At 43.3% G+C, this 20136-nt stretch carries 20 protein-coding genes; 16 read left to right on the plus strand and 4 right to left on the minus strand.

All coding sequences use genetic code 11. The features are described 5' to 3' along the window. The first annotated feature begins 2 nt into the window (after positions 1-2). The 15 genes from ACJJII_RS06695 to ACJJII_RS06765 all read left to right on the plus strand — a co-directional run bounded on the left by ACJJII_RS06695 (position 3) and on the right by ACJJII_RS06765 (position 14928). Complete coding sequence (locus tag ACJJII_RS06695; RefSeq protein WP_444918693.1) at positions 3-1709, plus strand: ApeI family dehydratase; 1707 nt, start codon at positions 3-5, stop codon at positions 1707-1709. After that, complete coding sequence (locus tag ACJJII_RS06700) at positions 1702-2442, plus strand: glycosyltransferase family 2 protein (RefSeq protein ID WP_444918694.1); 741 nt, start codon at positions 1702-1704, stop codon at positions 2440-2442. Before ACJJII_RS06695 ends, ACJJII_RS06700 begins: the two co-directional genes overlap by 8 nt. After that, on the plus strand, positions 2439-3362 hold the full coding sequence (locus ACJJII_RS06705; RefSeq protein WP_157953838.1) for a lysophospholipid acyltransferase family protein: 924 nt from the start codon (positions 2439-2441) through the stop codon (positions 3360-3362). The genes ACJJII_RS06700 and ACJJII_RS06705 overlap by 4 nt, the downstream gene beginning before the upstream one ends. After that, a complete protein-coding gene (locus tag ACJJII_RS06710; protein WP_444918695.1) occupies positions 3359-4918 on the plus strand; it encodes an HAL/PAL/TAL family ammonia-lyase in 1560 nt (519 codons plus the stop codon). Before ACJJII_RS06705 ends, ACJJII_RS06710 begins: the two co-directional genes overlap by 4 nt. Then, on the plus strand, positions 4908-5342 hold the full coding sequence (locus ACJJII_RS06715; RefSeq protein WP_444918696.1) for an acyl-CoA thioesterase: 435 nt from the start codon (positions 4908-4910) through the stop codon (positions 5340-5342). Before ACJJII_RS06710 ends, ACJJII_RS06715 begins: the two co-directional genes overlap by 11 nt. Before the next feature lie 2 nt (positions 5343-5344). Then, positions 5345-5959, plus strand: a complete 615-nt coding sequence (locus ACJJII_RS06720; RefSeq protein WP_444918697.1) for a LolA family protein — start codon at positions 5345-5347, stop codon at positions 5957-5959. Between the two features lie 4 nt (positions 5960-5963). Continuing rightward, positions 5964-8228 (plus strand): MMPL family transporter, encoded by a 2265-nt coding sequence (locus tag ACJJII_RS06725; protein ID WP_444918698.1) that lies wholly within the window; start codon positions 5964-5966, stop codon positions 8226-8228. Between the two features lie 3 nt (positions 8229-8231). After that, positions 8232-9461, plus strand: a complete 1230-nt coding sequence (locus tag ACJJII_RS06730; RefSeq protein WP_444918699.1) for an NAD(P)/FAD-dependent oxidoreductase — start codon at positions 8232-8234, stop codon at positions 9459-9461. A 35-nt stretch (positions 9462-9496) separates the two neighbouring features. Then, the gene (locus ACJJII_RS06735; protein ID WP_444918700.1) at positions 9497-9997 is read left to right on the plus strand and encodes an ApeN family LolB-like membrane protein; all 501 of its coding nucleotides are present in this window, start codon (positions 9497-9499) and stop codon (positions 9995-9997) included. Positions 9998-9999: 2 nt separating this feature from the next. Next, positions 10000-11160, plus strand: coding sequence for a beta-ketoacyl-ACP synthase (locus ACJJII_RS06740; RefSeq protein WP_444918701.1), 1161 nt, complete (start codon positions 10000-10002; stop codon positions 11158-11160). A 5-nt stretch (positions 11161-11165) separates the two neighbouring features. Beyond that, a complete protein-coding gene (locus ACJJII_RS06745) occupies positions 11166-11612 on the plus strand; it encodes a hotdog family protein (protein WP_444892484.1) in 447 nt (148 codons plus the stop codon). Further along, positions 11613-12341, plus strand: a complete 729-nt coding sequence (gene fabG, locus ACJJII_RS06750) for a 3-oxoacyl-ACP reductase FabG (protein ID WP_282930472.1) — start codon at positions 11613-11615, stop codon at positions 12339-12341. It abuts the gene before it with no gap. After that, complete coding sequence (locus tag ACJJII_RS06755; RefSeq protein ID WP_444918702.1) at positions 12341-13567, plus strand: beta-ketoacyl-ACP synthase; 1227 nt, start codon at positions 12341-12343, stop codon at positions 13565-13567. Before fabG ends, ACJJII_RS06755 begins: the two co-directional genes overlap by 1 nt. A gap of 36 nt (positions 13568-13603) precedes the next feature. Next, positions 13604-14137, plus strand: coding sequence for an acyloxyacyl hydrolase (locus ACJJII_RS06760; RefSeq protein WP_444918703.1), 534 nt, complete (start codon positions 13604-13606; stop codon positions 14135-14137). A gap of 158 nt (positions 14138-14295) precedes the next feature. Then, positions 14296-14928, plus strand: coding sequence for a sulfotransferase family protein (locus tag ACJJII_RS06765; protein ID WP_444918704.1), 633 nt, complete (start codon positions 14296-14298; stop codon positions 14926-14928). Between the two features lie 46 nt (positions 14929-14974). On the opposite strand, the gene ACJJII_RS06770 is transcribed toward ACJJII_RS06765, so the two are convergent. The 4 genes from ACJJII_RS06770 to ACJJII_RS06785 form a co-directional block, all read right to left on the minus strand. Then, entirely contained in the window at positions 14975-16039 is a 1065-nt protein-coding gene (locus tag ACJJII_RS06770; RefSeq protein ID WP_444918705.1) for a hypothetical protein, read from the minus strand. A 986-nt stretch (positions 16040-17025) separates the two neighbouring features. Further along, the gene (locus ACJJII_RS06775; RefSeq protein WP_444918706.1) at positions 17026-17424 is read right to left on the minus strand and encodes an ApeA family protein; all 399 of its coding nucleotides are present in this window, start codon (positions 17422-17424) and stop codon (positions 17026-17028) included. A 23-nt stretch (positions 17425-17447) separates the two neighbouring features. Further along, the gene (locus ACJJII_RS06780; RefSeq protein ID WP_413663955.1) at positions 17448-17939 is read right to left on the minus strand and encodes a hypothetical protein; all 492 of its coding nucleotides are present in this window, start codon (positions 17937-17939) and stop codon (positions 17448-17450) included. A gap of 274 nt (positions 17940-18213) precedes the next feature. Then, on the minus strand, positions 18214-19095 hold the full coding sequence (locus tag ACJJII_RS06785; protein ID WP_444918707.1) for a LysR family transcriptional regulator: 882 nt from the start codon (positions 19093-19095) through the stop codon (positions 18214-18216). 124 nt (positions 19096-19219) lie between these two features. Between ACJJII_RS06785 and ACJJII_RS06790 the strand changes: the two genes are divergently transcribed. Further along, a complete protein-coding gene (locus ACJJII_RS06790) occupies positions 19220-19996 on the plus strand; it encodes a ferredoxin--NADP reductase (protein WP_444918708.1) in 777 nt (258 codons plus the stop codon). Positions 19997-20136: the final 140 nt, after the last annotated feature.

The following is a 20136-nucleotide window of genomic DNA, read 5'->3' on the forward strand; positions in this document are numbered from 1 at the left end:
CCGTGGACAAAGTACAGTTTGAACAGGTGTTTGGTTACTCGAATGACCAAGCAGTAGTTAGCTATTCAAGTCGTGGGGAAATTTCATTCGCACAATTTAAGCGTGAATTGGCATTTGTTGAGCGAAAGCTAAAAAAATCCCTAAACGAAGCTGGGATCAAAAAAGCTGCCATTTTCTGTGAAGATAGTTACGAGTTTAGTTTACTTTTTTTTGCCGCTATGTCTTGTTGTGAAGTTGTTGTTATTCCGGCAAATAACAAGCGATTTACTCAGCAAAAACTGGGTGAGCAAACCCTATTACTGGGCAGCTGGGAAGACAGCTCGGCATTTACTATAAATATTCCGGATCAATATAGCGAAGAGCTATCTGTTCCCAGTTATTTTGATGCTGGTATTCAATTATTCACATCAGGAACCAGTGGTGAACCACAAACCGTTGATAAAACCTTATATCAATTGCTCAATGAGGTTAAGGCCCATAATCTGAAGTGGTCATCCCGGGTGGTTAATACAACTACTTTGGCAACAGTAAGCCACCAGCATATATATGGCTTACTGTTTAAATTACTGTGGCCGCTAGCCAGCGGGCGTCGATTTGTTAGTAAGACTTATGTGGATATTGTGGGATTACTCCAAGACGCCCAGAAATGGGGGCCTGCCGTGTGGGTTGCAAGCCCTGCACAGTTAAGCCGCCGTATTTCTTCCTGGCCATGGGAGTTAGGAAAGTCCTTAGTGGATATCTTTTCTTCTGGGGGGCCTTTACTGGAAGGAGATGCAAAGGCGATTGATCAGTTGTGTGGAATCCAGCCCATAGAGGTCTATGGAAGCACTGAAACCGGGGGGATTGCCTGGCGTAATCAATTGCGTCAGAAAAGTTGGAGTCCACTAAAAGGAGTGAACATTGCAAAAAATAGCGATGGGTTACTCAAAGTCTCTTCTCCGTGGTTACCCAAGGAGTTTATTTGTCAGGACAAAGTACTAATAAGTACAGACGGTATGTTCGAACTTAAGGGGCGGGCTGATCGCATTATTAAGATTGAAGAGAAAAGAATTTCTCTTACACAGGTTGAGTCCCTACTAGTTGGTAGCTCATATATTGTAAAAGCCAATGCACTTGTCCTGGAGCGTAAAAGAAAAGTAGTTGCCGCTGTTGCCACACTTACGGAATCCGGGAAAGAACTATTGCAAAAGAAAGGAAAGGCTTCTCTTGTTCGTAAACTTAGAGAAACCCTGGCCAAGGATCTTGATGGCGTGGCTGTGCCACGTTCTTGGCGTTTTGTTGATGAAATTCCCACTAACTTACAGGGAAAAATAACGAGAGACCTGCTAATGCAACTTTTTGATGAAATTCCGGCAGCAATGGTGCCACAGATTATTAGCAGCGAAATATTAGATAATACTCGTCAAGTTAATTTTACGGTTAATGACGATTTGCCTTGCTTGGATGGTCATTTTGAAGGCTCACCGGTAGTGCCGGGAGTGGTACAGCTGGATTGGGCTATGCATTTTGGCCGCCCACTTGTAAAAGCCGGCAGTACGTTTACCCAAATGGAAGTGATTAAATTTAAGCAGTTAATGATGCCCGGTGATGCTGTCACTTTATCTTTGGAGTTCAGCCAGGAAAAGAACAAATTAAATTATTCTTTTCGAAACACTCAAGATGGCAATATAGAATATAGCAGTGGTAGGTTGTGCTTCAGCCATGTCTAACTTTTGTTTTGTAATACCCGTTTATAATCATGAGGGGGCGATCGCACAGACGCTGGCATCTCTGGATGGCTTTAACCTGCCTTACATTCTGGTAGATGATGGCTGTGATAAACCCTGTAGAATTGAACTACAACGCTTAGAGCAGAGCTATGGTCCCCGGGTTCACTTGGTTGTTCGCCAGGCTAATGGTGGAAAAGGTGCTGCGGTAAAAAGTGGTCTGCGAGCTGCGAAAGAGCTTGGATATAGTCATGGAATTCAAGTCGATGCCGATGGTCAACACAGCCCCGCTGATATACCTCAATTCCTAGAGAAAAGCAGAAAGTGCCCTGATTCACTGATTTGTGGCTATCCGCAATACGATAAATCAGTACCTAAAGTTCGTTTGTGGGGACGCTATCTAACTCATGTATGGATCTGGATTAATACTCTTTCTCTGGAGATTAAGGATTCCATGTGTGGGCTGCGTTGTTATCCCTTATCTCGAACTGTAGATTTGTTAGATAACGAGTATACCGGTGATCGAATGGATTTTGATCCAGAGATCTTGGTACGGTGGTATTGGAGCAAAGGCGGTCTCTGCCAGGTACCTGTTAATGTGAGCTACCCAATAGATGGCGTTTCCCATTTCCGGGGATTTGAGGATAACTTCCTTATATCGGCAATGCACACCCGTCTATTTTTTGGCATGTTGGCCAGAACTCTGCGTGTTTCGACAGTAGGACGAAAAGCGTGAGTAATTTACACTGGTCAAAATATCGGGAACAAGGTTTTTTCCTGGGTATCAAGTTCTTATTCTGGTTGCATCACTGGTTGGGTCCGATTGCCTTTAAAGTTGCGGTATACCCGGTAGTTTTATGCTATTACCTAAAAAATCAGAGTGGCCGCAATTCGATCCGTGAGTACTTGGAATTATTCGCTAAACGCTACCCATCTAGCGGTATAGAACCGAATTGGAAAACCGGATTTAGAATTTTTCTTAATTTTGCTAACAGTGCTAGAGAAAAGCTTGAAGCCTGGTTTGTGGGTATCCCGGATAGTCAGGTAAATTTCCCGAAAAGAGCGGGTCTTCACCAGTTGGCGGCTAGTGGCCAGGGTGGATTAATAATTGGCTCTCATCTCGGGAACCTGGAGGTTTGCAGAGCGCTTGGCAGCCTGACAAAGGTACGGGTAAATGTGTTGGTGCATACAAAGCATGCGGTGAAATTTAATCGCATGATGAAGATGCTCAACCCCCTGAGTCAAGTACGGCTTATTCAGGTGACAGAAGTAACTCCCGCTCTAGCGATGCGACTCTCCGAGGCTGTTGAGGCTGGGGAGCTGGTTGTTATTGTCGGTGATAGAACACCTATTAACTCTATGGGGCGCACCTGCGAGGCAGAATTCCTAGGGCGAAAAGCGCCTTTTCCCCAGGGGCCTTATATTCTTGCTGCGCTGCTCAAGTGCCCGGTGTACACACTTTTCTGTCTGCGCAGTACTTCCGGATACGATATTTATATGGAAAAACTCTGCGATCGCGTTGTGATGAAACGCGGTGACAGAGAGGGGCATATTCGCTCTCTTGTCGAGGAGTTTGCGCGACGGTTGGAACGCTATTGTCATATAGCACCTTTGCAATGGTATAACTTTTACCCGTTCTGGGATCAGCAAAAATGAATTCAGCAGTATTACAACGAACCCAAGTAGTCTTTGATGGCACAGATCTATCTATTGATCAGGTAAACACCATTGCAGCTGGCCGTGGCGATATCTCTCTATCTGATGAAGAGGGCTTTGTCGCAAGGATAAATCGCGGTGCCGAGTTCCTGGATAGCCTTTGGCAGAAGGAAGGTGTGATCTACGGAGTAACCACTGGATATGGTGATTCCTGTACCGAAAGTATTCCAGCAGACCTGGTGGAAGAGTTACCTCATCGATTATTTACCTTCCATGGTTGTGGAATGGGGGAAGTCTTTACTCTTGAGCAGAGTAGAGCGATTGTTGCTGCCCGGATTGCCAGCCTTGCAAAGGGCAGTTCAGGGGTCCGATATCGGCTGTTGCAGCAATTGGTTTTGTTACTTCAGAAAGACATTATTCCGGTAATTCCCCAAGAGGGTTCTGTGGGAGCCAGTGGCGACTTGACCCCACTGTCTTATGTTGCTGCGGTTTTGTGCGGGGAGCGCAAAGTTTGGTACCGAGGCCACCAGAGAGATACTGCTGAGGTATTCGATGAATTGCAGATTGAGCCATTAAAGCTATACCCAAAAGAGGGTTTGGCGATAATGAATGGCACCGCCGCAATGACTGGCTTGGCGTGCTTAGCCTACAAACGGGCAGAGTATCTAGCACAGCTGAGTGCTCGTATTACCTCCATGATGAGCGTTGCGTTGGATGGCAATGCCTATCATTTCGATAGCGCGCTTTTTGCAGTGAAGCCTCACCCCGGTCAAAACCAGATTGCAAAGTGGATTCATGACGATCTCAATGTTGGTGCTGCTCCAAGACAAAATAGCCGATTGCAGGATCGCTATTCACTTCGGTGCGCTCCCCATGTAGTGGGTGTGTTACAGGACTCTCTGCCCTGGCTCCAGCAGTTTATTCATAACGAACTAAACAGTGCCAATGATAACCCGATCATTGATGGTGAAAACGAGAGGGTGCTTCATGGTGGGCACTTCTATGGTGGGCATATAGCCTTCGCCATGGATAGCCTGAAGAATGCGGTAGCAAACCTCTCTGATTTACTGGATCGACAAATAGCCCAACTGGTAGATGTTAAGTTCAATAATGGACTCCCGGCAAACCTATCAGGTGTAACCGGGCCTCGAAGATCGATTAACCATGGCTTTAAGGCTGTTCAAATTGGTGCGGGTGCCTGGACTGCTGAAGCACTAAAGCAGACCATGCCCGCAAGTGTTTTTTCCAGATCAACGGAGTGTCATAACCAGGATAAGGTCAGTATGGGCACCATTGCTGCCAGGGACTGTATCAGGGTATTACAGTTAACGGAGCAAACAACCGCAGCGGCACTGATGGCTGCTTGGCAGGGCATTCAGCTTCGAGTTCGTAGTGGAGGAGTGGATTTGGAAAAATTATCTACCGCTCTTAATACCACAATCAGGCAGATAGGAGATGAATTTTCTTTTCTGGAGGAAGATAGAGAGCTTGAACAGCCATTGAGAAAATTCGTTTCGTTAATTCAGCAAAGACATTGGCGCTTATATGAAAACTAATAAACCTATGCGCCCTGAAAAATGGACGGCACAAGTTGAACTACAAATTCCTTTCCACGATGTGGATATGATGGAGATAGCTTGGCATGGGCATTATGCAAAGTACTTTGAAATAGCCCGATGTGCATTGTTTGATCAGTTGGAATATAACTACCAACAGATGAAGGAATCAGGTTTTGCCTGGCCGGTCATAGATTTGCGCGTACGATATGCAAAGCCTTTGCGGTTTCAGCAATGGATTGTTATTTGCGCTGAGGTTTCTGAATATGAAAATCGATTTAAGATCAATTATACGATAACAGATAGAGATACCGGTGTACGCTTAACAAAGGGACATACCGTACAGGTAGCTGTCGAAATAAGTAGTGCCGAAATGCTGTTTGCATCGCCTCCAATTTTGCTGGAAAAATTAGGGGTAAATTAGTGATGACTACCAAGCGTTTTGTTTTATTTTTTATTTGTTTTCTATTTTCCACAGTAACTTCTGCTTTGACTTCAGAGCAGCAGGCGGTTTTGCGGGAGATAGAGAAAAACATTGTGTCATCTCCACAGATGCTTGGCACTTTTTCCCAGACAAAGAGGCTGCCCCAGTTGCCCAGGCCTCTGGTTTCTTCAGGCGTCCTGGCTATTTCTGAAGAGTTAGGATTAAGCTGGCGAATAGAGAATCCAATAGAATCCCATCGAATATTTAAACTAGATGATGCTGATTCCGGAAATCGGGTCAATAGCAATATTGTAGGAAATCATGTAGCTGATCCACTATTAAAGATTATCAGTGGTGATTTTAGTGAGCTGGATCAGACTTTTACGGTGGGACCAGAGATCGCAGAAGAGCAATGGCGAATTAACTTAATTCCCAAACAAGAGGCTTTTAGAAAGGTTATTGAATCGATAGAAGTCGTGGGAGACAAAAATATTCGAAAAATAGTACTAGCTGAAGCCAACATGGCAATTACTGAAATAGATATTATGAATTTACATTCAGTTGAAGCTAATAACAGTCAACTGCTGAGTGAATTCTCAGAAGATAACCAGAAATAATCCCATGTCACGTCGAGTTGTTATTTGGCTTTCCTTTGTTAGTGTAATTATTGGGATAACTGTATTACGCTATCAATCCAGCTGGCTGCAAACAGATATTTTGTTATTAGCTGATAATAACTCCGACTCGGTAAGTAGTGCTGGCATCCAGAAAAAAGTCAGTCAGCAATTACAGGGAAGTTTAATTTGGGTTTTAGTTTCTGAAGGAAAAGAAGCACAACGTCTGGCCAGGCATACCCAAGAGTTGGCGCAGAAACTAAAGGCCGCTAAATCTTTAGAGTCTGTTGAATATCGTTGGGCCGATTCTGAAAGCTATAAAGAGGAGTGGGAGCTGCTCTTTCCTCTGCGCCAACAGCTACTCAGCCCTGAAGATAGGGCGTTATTAGACGCTACGCCAGAGGAACTTATACAGCGTCAATTGAGTAAATTATACGGGCCTGACGGCGCTGGAATTGATTTGGAGAAAGATACTTTCTCAACTTTTCGCAATTACTTTACCGCTGATATTGGAATTACTCCACAAGTCTTTGATGGAATTCCGGTACATACAGAAGGACATAAAGTTTTTACCCTGCTTTATACGCTGGCCGCACCAGTTGATTTGACTGGAGAGAGCGATATATCACTTCTTTCTTTACAGTTAGAATTAAAGCAATGGGCTCAAAAAAATGGTTATTCGCTGCTGGTAGCTGGAGCCCCCCTGCATACAGAGTATGCTGCTGCTATGGCACAGGATGAAATACGCCTGATTGGCTCCCTTTCGATCCTTGCTATTTGCTGTCTATGTATTGTTGTCTTTCGCTCATTAAAACCTCTACTAGCCTGTACATTCGCAATTCTATGTGGTGTCGCCAGTGGTATATCTGGTGTTATTATTATTTTGGGCCAAATTCATATACTGGCTTTTGTATTTGGTACAACGGTTTCTGGATTGGCGATTGACTACGCATTTCACTTTATTTGTAATAGATTGAGGCTGGGCAAGCCAAAAGATAAGGATATATTACCTGGGCTATTGCTGGGCTTGATATCAAGCTGCTTGGCATTTTTCTCTCTTGCATTAACACCTTTTCCGCTTTTACAACAAATAGGGGTTTTTGTCGGCTGTGGTTTAATAGGGGCCTGGTTAACTGTAATCTTGCTATTCCCAGGCTGGGTTAATATTAAGCATAGGACTTTATCATTTTCCAGTCAGTTTCCTACACTCAATATTAAGTACTACCTGTTTCCATTGGTTGGGCTGTTGATTTTTGGATCTGCGGCACTTCAGAAAATTCAATTTAATGATGACCTAAAACTGTTTTACCAGCCTCCAGAATTTCTTACACAAGATGAAATATATCTAAATTCTCTGATTAAATCCCGGCCAGACTCCCGTTATTTTTTGGTTTTTGGTGAAGATGAACAACAAGTATTAACACGAGAATGGGAACTTAGAAATCAACTAGGCTATTTAGTAGAAAAGGAAATTATTAGTGGTTTTCAAGGGGTAACTAACCGGATACCTCCAAAAGAGGTTCAAGAAAATGACTGGAAGTTATTGTCGAAGTTTTACAGTGGGGATGCTGTCAGGTCTTTTTATCTGCAATTGGGTTATTCTGCACAAGATATTAACCAGCAGTTAAGTTCTAAAATACAGCCATTCAATACCTTTAATTTCTCTGAATGGTTGCCAGTTGCAGGTCGGCAATATAAAGGATTATGGCTGGGTTGTGAAAATAATCACTGTTATTCTGTGGTACGTATTTATGGCTTAAAAGAAGATTTGTCATCTTTAGAGTTACTGCCTGGAGTAACCTATGTTGATACTACCAGAAGTATCTCTAATGTTATGTCACAACAGCGTGATCTGTTGCTGCAATTACTGCCACTAATATTCATTGTTGTATTTCTGGTAACTGCAACTAAAACAGGAATAAAGCAAGCCTTAAGTATAGTTGCACTTCCATCCAGCGCAGTACTAGGCACCCTTGCGATAGTGATTTTACAGGGATCAGCAATTAATTTATTTCATGTTGCGGCTTTATTACTTGTCTTTGGTATTGGTATAGATTACGCAATATTTAGCCATACAAGCAGAAAGGCAGAGCAGCATTATACCCTGCTGGCGATAGCTATGGCTGGGTTAACAACTTTTTTAGGGTTTGGTTTGTTAGCATTGTCTGGCACACCGGCGATAGCAAATTTTGGGTTAGTCCTGGCTGTGGGCACAGTATTAACTTTGTTGTTGGCATTTTTATTTTTTTGTACACGGGGTAAGGGATATTAGCCAATGAAAGAAATTAAGTCTGACGTTGTTATTATTGGTGCTGGTCCTGCCGGAGCTATCGCAGGTGCGTTATTGGCTAAAAAAGGTTGGCAAGTTTCGATAGTTGAGCGGGAAGAATTTCCTCGCTTTTCTATTGGTGAAAGCCTACTGGCTCAATGTATCGAGTATCTTGAAAAAGCAGATATGTTAGAAGCTGTGAAATCAGCGGGCTTTCAATATAAAAATGGTGCTGCTTTTGAGTGGGATGGTGCTCGTACATCATTTGATTTCCGGGAGAAGTTCTCCTCGGGGCATGGCACCACCTTCCAGGTACAGCGAGCTAAGTTTGATAAAATCCTGGCTGATGAGGCAGAGCGCCAGGGTGTTAAGGTCTATTATCGCCATTCTGTAGTGTCAGTTGATATTGCTGAGAATAACGCAAAGTTAATTGCCGAGAATGATGGCGAAAACCTGGTTTTCCAGGCGCGCTTTGTATTGGATGCCAGTGGCTTTGGCAGAGTTTTACCGCGATTACTTGATCTCGATCGTCCGTCAGAGTTTCCTGTTCGAGAATCCGTATTTGCACATGTTGAAGACAATATTGATGATAGCCATTTTGACCGCGATAAAATCTTAATCACTGTGCATCCCAGTGAGCGGGATATTTGGTACTGGTTGATTCCCTTTGCAGATGGAAGAGCTTCTATTGGGGTTGTAGGTGAGAAAGAAAAGATTTCGACCTGGGGGCAGGATTCGGAACAGATATTGAAAGGGGCTATTGCCTCCGCCCCCGAGTTGGCAAAAACTCTGCGCAATGCAAAATTCGATACGGAAATACAACGTATTCGTGGATATTCCAGTGATGTGACCAAACTGGCCGGCCCAGGTTTTGCGCTTTTGGGGAATGCCGGAGAGTTTCTAGACCCGGTATTTTCATCCGGTGTTACCATTGCAATGAAATCCTCAGAGTTAGCAGTTGAGTGCCTGCATCGCCAGCTCTCAGGGGAAGCGGTTGATTGGGATGAAGAGTTTGTTGAACCCCTGAAGCATGGTGTGGAAGTTTTTAAAACCTATGTCAAAGCTTGGTATGACGGTCGTTTCCAGGATGTAATTTTTTATCAAACCGACCAAAAAGAAATAAAAGGCATGATTTGCTCAATCTTAGCGGGTTATGCATGGGATAAAAAAAATCCGTTTGTTGCCGCTGCTGAGCGTCGATTGAATACACTGGTAGAAATATGTTCCGCCAAGTAATACTGTTTTTGAGTTTTCTTACTCTGGTGGGATGTATGTCCACAGGGGGGAGGAAAGAAGAGCTGCAAAGTTGGCCTTTGGCCCCGCTATTGAGCGAGGGACCGCGCCAGCTCAATCAACATTTACGCATTGTCTATCAAGGCGATGAGTATGAATTGATGGCGGCTACTTTCCACACTATGGAGAGTTTAAAGATATCTCTTCTCAGCCCTGAAGGGATAAGCCTGCTGGATGTTACATACGATGGTAATGAGGTCAGCACCCATTACCACATGAGTAGAGCAGAGAGAGTGCCACCAGAGAAATTGCTGGCAGATATCCAGTTTGTATACTGGCCAATTGCCCAGCTTCGTGAAGTATTGCCCGTAGGCTGGAATTTGGACGAGGCTATTGTCGAGGGAATTTACACGCGAAAACTCTCACACAATGGTGAAGTGAATTCAGTGGCTCGCTATAGCAGTAAAGATATTTGGAAGGCCCAAATTGAGCTGGAGCACAAACTACTGGGTTATAGGTTAAGCATTAGGAATTTCTAAGTATGAAAAATTTCTATCTTAATCATATGGGGATCATCTGCACCCTGGGAAATACTGCCGAGGCAGTAGCTAATTCCTTGTTCGGTGATGAGAGTTCTCATATGCAGGTCGATGAAACCTATTTGCCACAATACAGAGGGAATCTGGGTATTGTGCAGGGGAAGCTGCCTGATTTACCGAGTTCGTTGCAAGATTACCACTGCCGCAATAACCAGTTGGCTATGGCTGTGCTGACTCAAATTGAAAGTGCAGTCGCTGAACTAATAGAAAAACATGGTGCGGGCCGAATTGGCGTTGTGATGGGAACCTCAACCTCGGGAATAGACTCAGGTGAGGCCTACTTAAGTGGTGAGAGAGAGACCGGATATAATTATCGGCTTCAACAGCAAATGGCTGGTTTGAGTACCTTTGTTGCGAAGTACCTGGGAATCCAAGGCGTTCAGCTCACCGTCTCCACAGCTTGTTCCTCCAGTGCCAATGCTTTTGCCAGTGCCCGGCGCCTTATCTCAACCGGTACTTGTGATGCCGTTGTTGTTGGCGGTGTGGACTCTCTCTGTGGCATGACAGTCCGGGGGTTTCATAGCCTGGGGGCACTTAGTACCGGCCAGACCAATCCTTTCAGCGTTAATCGGGATGGTATTAATCTCGGGGAAGCTGGAGCAATGTTTGTGCTGAGCAAAGAGCCTGGTCCTGTAGTTCTATCCGGTGTTGCTGCCACGTCTGATGCCCACCATATGTCGGCCCCAGACCCAGAAGGACGTGGTGCGGAAGCCTGTATGCGCGGGGCTCTGGAGAATGCCGGCTTGGATACCGCCGACATTGATTATCTGAATCTTCATGGTACGGGAACGCCACATAACGACTCTATGGAGGCTCTGGCCGTTGAAAGAGTGTTTGGAAGCCAGCTACCGTGTTCTTCCACAAAACCTCTCACCGGGCACACACTCGGTGCTGCAGGCGCTCTTGAAGCGGCTTTTTGTTGGCTTGCCTTACAATATGATCAATTTCCCCGCCATCAGTATGATGGCCACTATGATCCGGAGATCGTGCGACTGAACCTGTATCAAGGCCACGAGGCTCCTGGAAAATTGCGCTATGTAATGAGTAACTCTTTTGCCTTTGGTGGGAGTAATTGCTCGGTAATCTTGGGCAGTCAGAGGTAAAATAGATGCAAAAATATACTGCTGAAGAACTGGTGCCACACAGTGGAAATATGTCACTCCTCGATGAAGTGATCTCTGTAGGCGAGGAGCAGCTACAGGCAAAGTTGCGAGTTCGTGATGATGGAATATTTTCCCGCAACGGTCGTGTTCCCGCTTACGTGGGCATTGAATATATGGCCCAATCCATCGCAGCTTTCTCCGGATATCATGCAAAAGAGCAGGGTAAAGACGTTCGCCTGGGTTTTTTACTGGGTACTCGCAAGTTCCTGTCAAATATCGAGAGTTATCGCTGCGGGGAAGAATTAACAATTGATGTCCAGCGCATTCTCCAGGCTGAAAATGGCATGGCGACATTTGAGTGTGTGATAACCGGCTCATCTATCGAGCAGAGTGCACGACTTAATGTTTATCAGCCGGATAACGTAGAACAGTATTTGAAGGAAAGAAACTAAATGTCAGAGTGGGTTTTAGTTACCGGTTCCAGTCGTGGTATTGGCCGGGCGATTGCACTTCAGTTAGCTGAAGATGGCTACGATATTGTTTTACATTGCCGCAGCCGCCGTGATCAAGCAGAGGAAACAGCAGAAGAGATTGCTAAGTTAGGGCGAAAAAGCAGAATTTTGCAGTTTGATATTGCCGACCGGGAGCAAGCACGGGATGTCTTATTGGAAGATGTCGAGAGTAATGGCTGTTACTACGGCATTGTGTGCAATGCTGGTGTTACTGCCGACAATGCTTTCCCTGCGATGCCTGCTGAAGATTGGGATTCTGTTGTACACACCAATCTGGATGGTTTCTACAATGTTTTACACCCCTTAACCATGCCAATGGTCAGGCGCCGTGCGCCCGGCCGTATTGTCGTGATGACTTCTGTATCCGGCATTGCTGGAAATCGCGGCCAGGTAAATTACTCCGCATCCAAAGCGGGTTTGATCGGTGCAAGTAAGGCATTGGCGTTGGAGTTAGCCAAGCGAAAGATTACCGTGAATTGTGTTGCTCCGGGCCTCATTGACACCGATATGTTAGATGAAGACTTGCCCGTTGAAGAAATTTTAAAAATGGTGCCTGCCCGCAGAATGGGTAAACCAGAAGAAGTGGCGGCAACTGTAGCGTTCCTGATGCATGAACGTGCTGCTTACATCACCCGTCAAGTTATCTCAGTAAATGGTGGTCTCTGCTAATGAAACGCGTGGTTGTTACAGGAATGGCCGGAATATCCCCTATCGGCCAAGGTTGGGACTCGGTTAGTCAGGCTTTACAGAGCGGTCTTTCAGGCATTTCCTACATGGAAGACTGGGATAAGTATGAGGGGCTTGAAACCCGACTGGGCGCGCCGGTAAAGGACTTCGAAAAACCGGCCCACTACAACCGTAAACGTGTGCGCAGCATGGGGCGCGTTTCATTAATGGCGGTTCGCGCCAGTGAGATTGCGCTTGAGGATGCGGGATTGTTGGATGACCCCATTCTCAAAAGTGGTGCTGTCGGAGTTTCCTATGGCTCGTCAGCAGGCACTCCGTCAGCAGTGGCTGATTTCGGCAATATGTTGATAAATCACCGCACCGACGGCCTCAATGCGACCAGTTACATAAAAATGATGTCCCATACGGCGGCGGTCAATATTGGGGTATTTTTCGGCTTGTGTGGACGGGTTTATACCACAAGCTCCGCTTGTACCTCTGGAAGCCAGGGGATTGGGTATGCCTATGAGGCAATTCGCAATGGTAGCCAAACCATTATGGTGGCCGGTGGTGCAGAGGAGTTGTGTGCAACTGAGGCTGCGGTCTTTGACACCTTATATGCGACTTCAACAAAGAACGACACCCCTGAATTGTCTCCTCGTCCCTTCGACCGCAACCGGGATGGATTAGTTATCGGCGAGGGCGCCGGTACACTTATCTTGGAAGAGTATGAGCACGCGATTGCCCGTGGAGCCAGGATTTATGCAGAGGTCGCAGGGTTTGGAACCAACTCTGATGGCAGCCACGTCACCCAACCTCAATCGGCAACTATGCAGGTGGCATTGCAGCAGGCAATAGCACAGGCTGGGGTAGAGACTAGCGAAATAGGTTATGTCAGTGCGCATGGCACAGCTACGGACCGAGGTGATATTGCAGAAAGCCACGCAACCCGTAATGCATTTGGGCGTGCAGTACCCATAAGCTCACTTAAGAGCTATACCGGTCATACGCTGGGTGCCTGTGGCGCATTGGAGGCTTGGGCAAGCATTCAGATGATGCGTAACGGTTGGTTCCATCCCACGATTAATTTGGCAGAGGTTGATTCTGACTGTGCGGAATTGGATTATATCCAAGGCAGTGGAAAGCACATCGATACTGAGTATGTGATGAGTAATAATTTTGCCTTTGGCGGAATCAATACTTCTTTAATATTTAAAAGACGTATTTAATTTTCCTCTTAGAGAGCTTTAACCTAGGGATAGCATATGAAGTGGGTACTGGCTGTAGTTTCGACAATTATTTTGGCTCAGCCAGTTACTGCTGATGAACTCTTAGTGAGTTTTGGCGGTGGCCCGCAGCCTGATTCAAGTCAGAATAATAAAACCTACGGGATAGATTACTCCTTTAAAACTTTTGAAAAGAGTTACCGTCAGCACATTGATATAGGTGTTAGCTATACAGAGCTAACTACTGATGCCGATGAAAATAAACGTATAAGAGCGTTTTCTATCTATCCTCAATTAAATCTATATCCCAGGCAAAGAAGTTGGGGGCAACCTTATTTCTTTGTTAGAGCGTTGGGTCCTAGCTATATTTCCAGCAACCAATTGGGAAACCGTCGTCAGGATAATAACTTTTCTTTCCAGGCACAGGTTGGATATGCTGCGCGAATCAACTGGAGAAGAAAAGAAGATCTGGTGCTAATGGTTTCCTGGAAACACTTCTCCAACGCCAACTTGTTCAGTGACAATGATGGAATAGATGTACCGTTTGTTATTAATCTAGGTGTTAATTTTTAGCAATTATATTTTTTATATCCCAATTTTTTTTTAGTCTAGTAGTGATGATGGTGGCAAGTAATCTTATTTTATTTTTAATAACATTTGGAGCTACCCTCTCTTTTATTCCCTGTGGATTAAATGGCTACGATATTTGATATTTTCCTATTTAAGCGTTAATGAGTATTAAAATAATTGGTGCGGGGTTTGGCCGCACAGGGACTTTTTCATTAAAGTTAGCTTTGGAGGCACTAGGATTTAGATCTTGTCTACATATGAGTGATTTTGCATCATCTCATAGTCTTAGTCAGCACTGGTTAATAGAGTTGGAAAAGGAATTTCCCGACTGGAAATCTCTTTCAGATAAATATGAGGTAATGCTGGACTGGCCAGTCTGTATCTTTATAGAAGAATTTTTTTCCGAGAATCCGTCAGCAAAAGTAATATTCACTGAGAGAAATTTTGATGATTGGTATTCCAGTATGAGCAACACAATTTTCCCCGCTCTATACTGGGCGAACCATGTTGATTATGAAAGAGCTTCATATTTTATTAAAATTGTAAAAAAATACATAATTGATAAAACATTTGCTAATGATTTTTCAAAGGATCACGCCCGTATTATATACCATTCTCATATAAGTAAAATTAAAGAGATTATTCCAAAGGACAACATTTTGTTTTTCAATGTTAAAGATGGTTGGGAGCCTCTTTGTAGTTTCTTATGCTGCGATATGCCTAATTCTGAATTTCCGAATGAAAATAAAGCTGTAAATTTTTCTAGTATGTTAAAAAAGCAGAGTAAAAAATAAATCTAAGAGACTTCTACTCTGCTAAATCGTTTATTCATGTTGAATTTTAGTTGGCGTTGATCTCTTTAAAACTTGATCTGGCATATCTTCTTAATTTGTTATGTACATCATCTTGTGATAGATTTTGAAGTAAATTTTTATATTTTGTATTTTTAGAGGCTCCTAGAATTTTACAGAACCATGCTAAAGCATCTACCATATAGGGATCTTTACTGTGTTTCAAATCTAGTATCTTTTGAGCAAACAAATCTAGTTCATCAGTAGATAAATTAGAGTTTTTGTAGTAAAAAATTCCTAATTCGCGTAGATATATTGGATCATTATTGGTCAATCTTTCAGTTAATTCCAGTTTAATGTCACCTATATTCGGAACTATTTTTCTTGTATATAATGTTCCAAAAAAATTATAGAAGTGTATTTCACCTAGCTGATCATATTTATATATCGTTTGCCGAAAAGGTCTAAATAAAGTTGAAGGTAACTTTTCTATTCTGTCAGGATGACCAATTTTCTTAATAATTGTACCATTGGTTTCTCCCCCTTTGATTTGTAAATAAATCTCTTCTTTAGTATTAGCTGGTGAGTATCCCTTTAGTTCTCTGCTAGAAATATATTCTGACTTACCATTTATATATGTGTATATGCTCGAGACTATGCCACCAGTATTATCTTCAATCCATATGGCACGATAATTATTTTCTAGTATACCTTTTATTAAATAGTCGTGATTTTTTTTAGGGTTAATTTCTAAATCCGCTTGAATTGTATATAGATTATTAGAATCCATTAGCCCTAATATTGGGGCTGAGTATACGTTTTTACCGATGACATTAATCGTCAATGGTTGGGATGGGACCTCTCGAATGTATCCAGAAGGATATATTACTCGTCCTTTATTGAATGAAGTTTGGGATGTTATATCTAGAGCATTCTCTACTGGAATTCTATTTACTGATTCAACATAAAAAAACTGTGCTTCGCCTGAACCGACTTGGATAAAAGTGTCGCTAATAGTCGATCGATCTCCCGCATAGCCCTCAGGAAATATTGGTTGATAATTAGTACATCCGATCAACATAAAAACTATGATCAACAAATAAATTTTACTCATGTACTGCTTCATCCTTTACAAAAGTACACTTATGGAGACTAATGAAAATTCTACGCTAACCAGGAATGAATTCTCATATATTCATGTTAACATATAAAACTAATTACACCACCAATAGCAAAATCAGATTATAATTTAGTATTAATTGGTCTTAATAATTGTTTGAAGTTAATTTAATGCTAAATATGGTTTTTGGGGGTCTATTTAATATTAATTGAATTCTAAAAGATGAAAAAACCATTCGAAGAGAGAGGCCTTCCTGGTTTTCTGTAAAGGCGCGTATAGTGTCGAAAGTCTCATAGAAATTCTGATGTGTGATTCGCCAATAATATAGAACCTAGTCATCATAAAGCAGTTGAATAGTTTAAGTCGCATGAATTAGATATGTAAGTACCATATACTATTTATTCTCTGTTTTAGCAGATGATCTTTATTTCGACAGCCTCGAAGAAAGTTACTTGCGATATTTTTTAAATTAGCTCGCCAGAAGGAGAGTCTGATTGAGGTAGGCATTATACTTAGAGGCAAATACACATGATGATTTTAAGCTACTAATCTATACAGTATCTTAGGTGGTGGGATACATAAAAGGAAAGAGTGTTATGTATATAGTGATAACATTTATCGGAGAGAAGATAAACTAGTAGGTCAGTTTTTTTGCTAGGGTCTATTTTTTTACTGTAGACAGGAATAAAAAGGTAATTGGGAAGTACATCCATGTTCAGGCAAAAGATAATCGGTGAATAGATTAACTGACTTTAGTACGAGGATATAAGTGGTTTCTTTTGAGATTAAAGGGACAGTATTTCAATGTATTTCGCTATAATAAAGTCCTTGCCTGTGCCAAGAAATATTTACTTAAAAAATGTACTTTTTTCAAAGAAATTCAATATATGATTTTTGCTTGAGATTATAGAATATAGTAAAAAGAAATATATTTTTTTACGGTATACCCCGCTATAGTGTTAGCTATAGCGGGAGATAAATTATATTGAAAGTTCTTTAACAATCGCATCATTTAAATTTCTAACCCAGCGATTGTAGTTTCTGTGAATGGTGTAATATTTTTCACTATAGTCAAGCATATCGCTGTCTTTATAGGTGATACTATAACTATTAAGGTTATATATAATATCTGCTTCAGCATGATGCTTGCGAACGTTAATGGTGGCTAATATTTTCCCAGGAGCAACTTGTTGGCAAGTCCAGTTTCTCTCGATGCACCCTGCAATAATTGATTTTTTAATTGAATCTTGAGTTTGAGCTGACCCGTCAAGACGATCGGGAATTAATCTACTTTCAATATTCATAATCGGATTGCTTGTACAGCCAGATACTATTAATGCAAAGGCTGCAGCAGATATGGATTTAATAATATAATTCATGATGTTTCCTTATTTGGGTGAAGCTAAATTTTATGGTTTCTAGAGATCCACTTGGCTACGTCATTGCCAAGGGTGTGAACACAACGTTCAAGAACACTGCAGGAGCTTTTGAATTTATAAAATAAGCCTCCACTTGAATTTCTGGTGGTCTTGAGTGTATCTATCAAGTCGCCGTTTTTGTAGAGTTCAGCCTCAATTGAGACTGATTTTTGATGGCTACCTGAAATATATCTTCCGCTATATGCATTGAGAATTGTTAATTTAAGACTGTATCCCTCTGATTGAATATCCAACTCTGGGTCTAGTGAACTGGCAAATCCATGCTTACCAAGAAATTTCTTGGTTGAGCTTGAAAATTGATAACCAAGGTTATTACACTCTTTAACTATATTGGATGCAATTAATTCTTCGTCGTGATATTCGGCTTTTTCATTGATGGAAATCAGGCCATTTCCGTAAGCGGATAGTGAGAGGCTGAAAACAGCACAAAACAATAAAATTCCTTTAATCTTCATATAATCTCTTTGTAAGTAAGGAGCAGACCACTTAAAAAATCATAGATAAAACTATAGGTTGGGGAGGTCGTCTTAAGTTGCGTAATTTACCAAAATAAGTAGATAGGTAGTAGATCTTGGATTGATGATAGAGGTAGATGAGAATTCATCATACGCAAAACGCAGGGTTAGCCCATACGGCTTAAAGACTGGAATGATGTAACTTTACTGATTTTAAGCAAATTAGATAACTCTATGATTTAAATACAAATTTTCTCAAATAATTAATCTTTTTTTATCCTGCTGAGTCACATAATTCCATCCATCGCTTAATTCCGGCGCTTCTGTATTTTTGTCGATGCAGGACAAAATAGAATTCTCGATGAAAGTCTCTATCTGGTACGGGTAGCTCAATAAGCGAGCCGCGCTTAAGAGCATCAGTTAATGAAACACGGGAAAGGCAGCTGATTCCAAGCCCCGCTTCTACGGCCCGCTTGATCGCTTCTGTATGTTGTAATTCCAATAGGATATGTAGTTGTGGCAATAGCCCTACCATGGCTCTCTCAAAAGTCTGTCGCGTTCCAGATCCCGATTCCCGGGTGATCCAGGTCGCACCGATCAGGTCTTTATCGGCGAGGCGCTTGCGGCTTGCCAAAGGGTGGTTTGGTGCACAGAAAACAACCAGCTCATCATGGCGCCAGGGAATGATTTCCAGATCCGGGTGATTGATCTCTCCTTCAATTAATCCCAGGTCCAATTCAAAATTGAGCACCCTCTCGGCAATCGCGGCGGTATTGGCAACTTCTAGTTGTACTTGAGTACCGGGCTGCTCTTCCATATAACGAGCCATCACGCTGGCAGTCAGGTAGTTGCCAATGGTTAGGGTGGCTCCGATCTTCAGGCTTCCCAGTTCCCGGTGAGTGGCCAGTGTCTGCTCAAGTTCCTGGGCTCGCTCCAGGAGTTCTTCCGCCCTTGGCCACAACTGCCGTCCCAGTTCATTGAGGCGCAACCGTTTACCGGTGCGCTCGAACAGGCGTAACTCAAACTGCTGTTCAAACTCTTTCAGCGCTGTGGAGGCTGCGGACTGGGACATACTCAGGCTCTCCGCAGCACGACTGACATTCTCGTGATGGGCACAGGCAAGGAACACCTCTAACTGGCGGAGCGTGTAGCGCAAAGGGATATCTCCAGTTGATCGTTAAAATAGATAAGGAATATCGAAATATCCCACTTTGCCAATAGATCTTCTAGGGCTAAAATTCAACTATCAAGAGAGTCGTGGAATAACCGGTTTTAAGTTTATGTCCAAATTGAATATAGAGAAGGTGTTGGAAGTCCATCACTGGAACGACACACTGTTTAGCTTCAAGACCACCCGGGATTCGGGTTTTCGCTTTGAGAACGGACATTTCACGATGATCGGTTTGCAGCAGGACAATGGCCGTCCACTGCTGCGCGCCTACTCTATTGCTAGTGCCAACTACGAAGATGAGTTGGAATTCTTCAGTATCAAGGTTCCCGATGGCCCCCTGACCTCCCGCCTGCAGAAGATTGTGCCGGGCGATGAAATCTACGTGAGCCAAAAACCCACCGGTACTCTGGTGGCGGACCACCTGCTGCCGGGCAAACGCCTGTGGTTGCTGTCCACGGGTACTGGCTTGGCACCTTTCATGAGCATCATCAAAGATCCCACGGTCTACGAGCGTTTTGACCAGGTAATCCTTACTCACGGTGTTCGCTATGTTTCTGAGCTGGCTTACCAGGAGCAGATCGAGAACGAATTGCCGGAACACGAGTACTTTGGCGAGATGGTACGCGAGCAACTGCTTTACTACCCAACCGTGACCCGTGAGCCCTATCGGAATACTGGCCGCCTGACTGATCTCATGCTGTCCGGAAAGCTTTTCACCGATCTGGGTGTGCCCAAGCCGAATGTTGAGGAAGATCGCTTTATGCTGTGCGGCAGCCCGGCAATGCTGAAGGATCTCACCAATATCCTTGATGACTGGGGATTCAAGGAGACCCGCGCAGGTGTACCTCACGAGTATGTGATTGAGCGCGCTTTCGTCGAAAAATAAGTTGGTCAGTCCAGCGATAAAAAAACCACCCTCGCGGTGGTTTTTTTATGGGTGAAATACAGATTCCCGAAACTATCCTGATCTTGTGAAACCCCTGCCTTCTATTCTGACTTGAGGGGGAGCTTGCTGGGAGTGGCTAG

The sequence above is a fragment of the Microbulbifer maximicatervae (SeqCode) genome, from assembly GCF_052467825.1.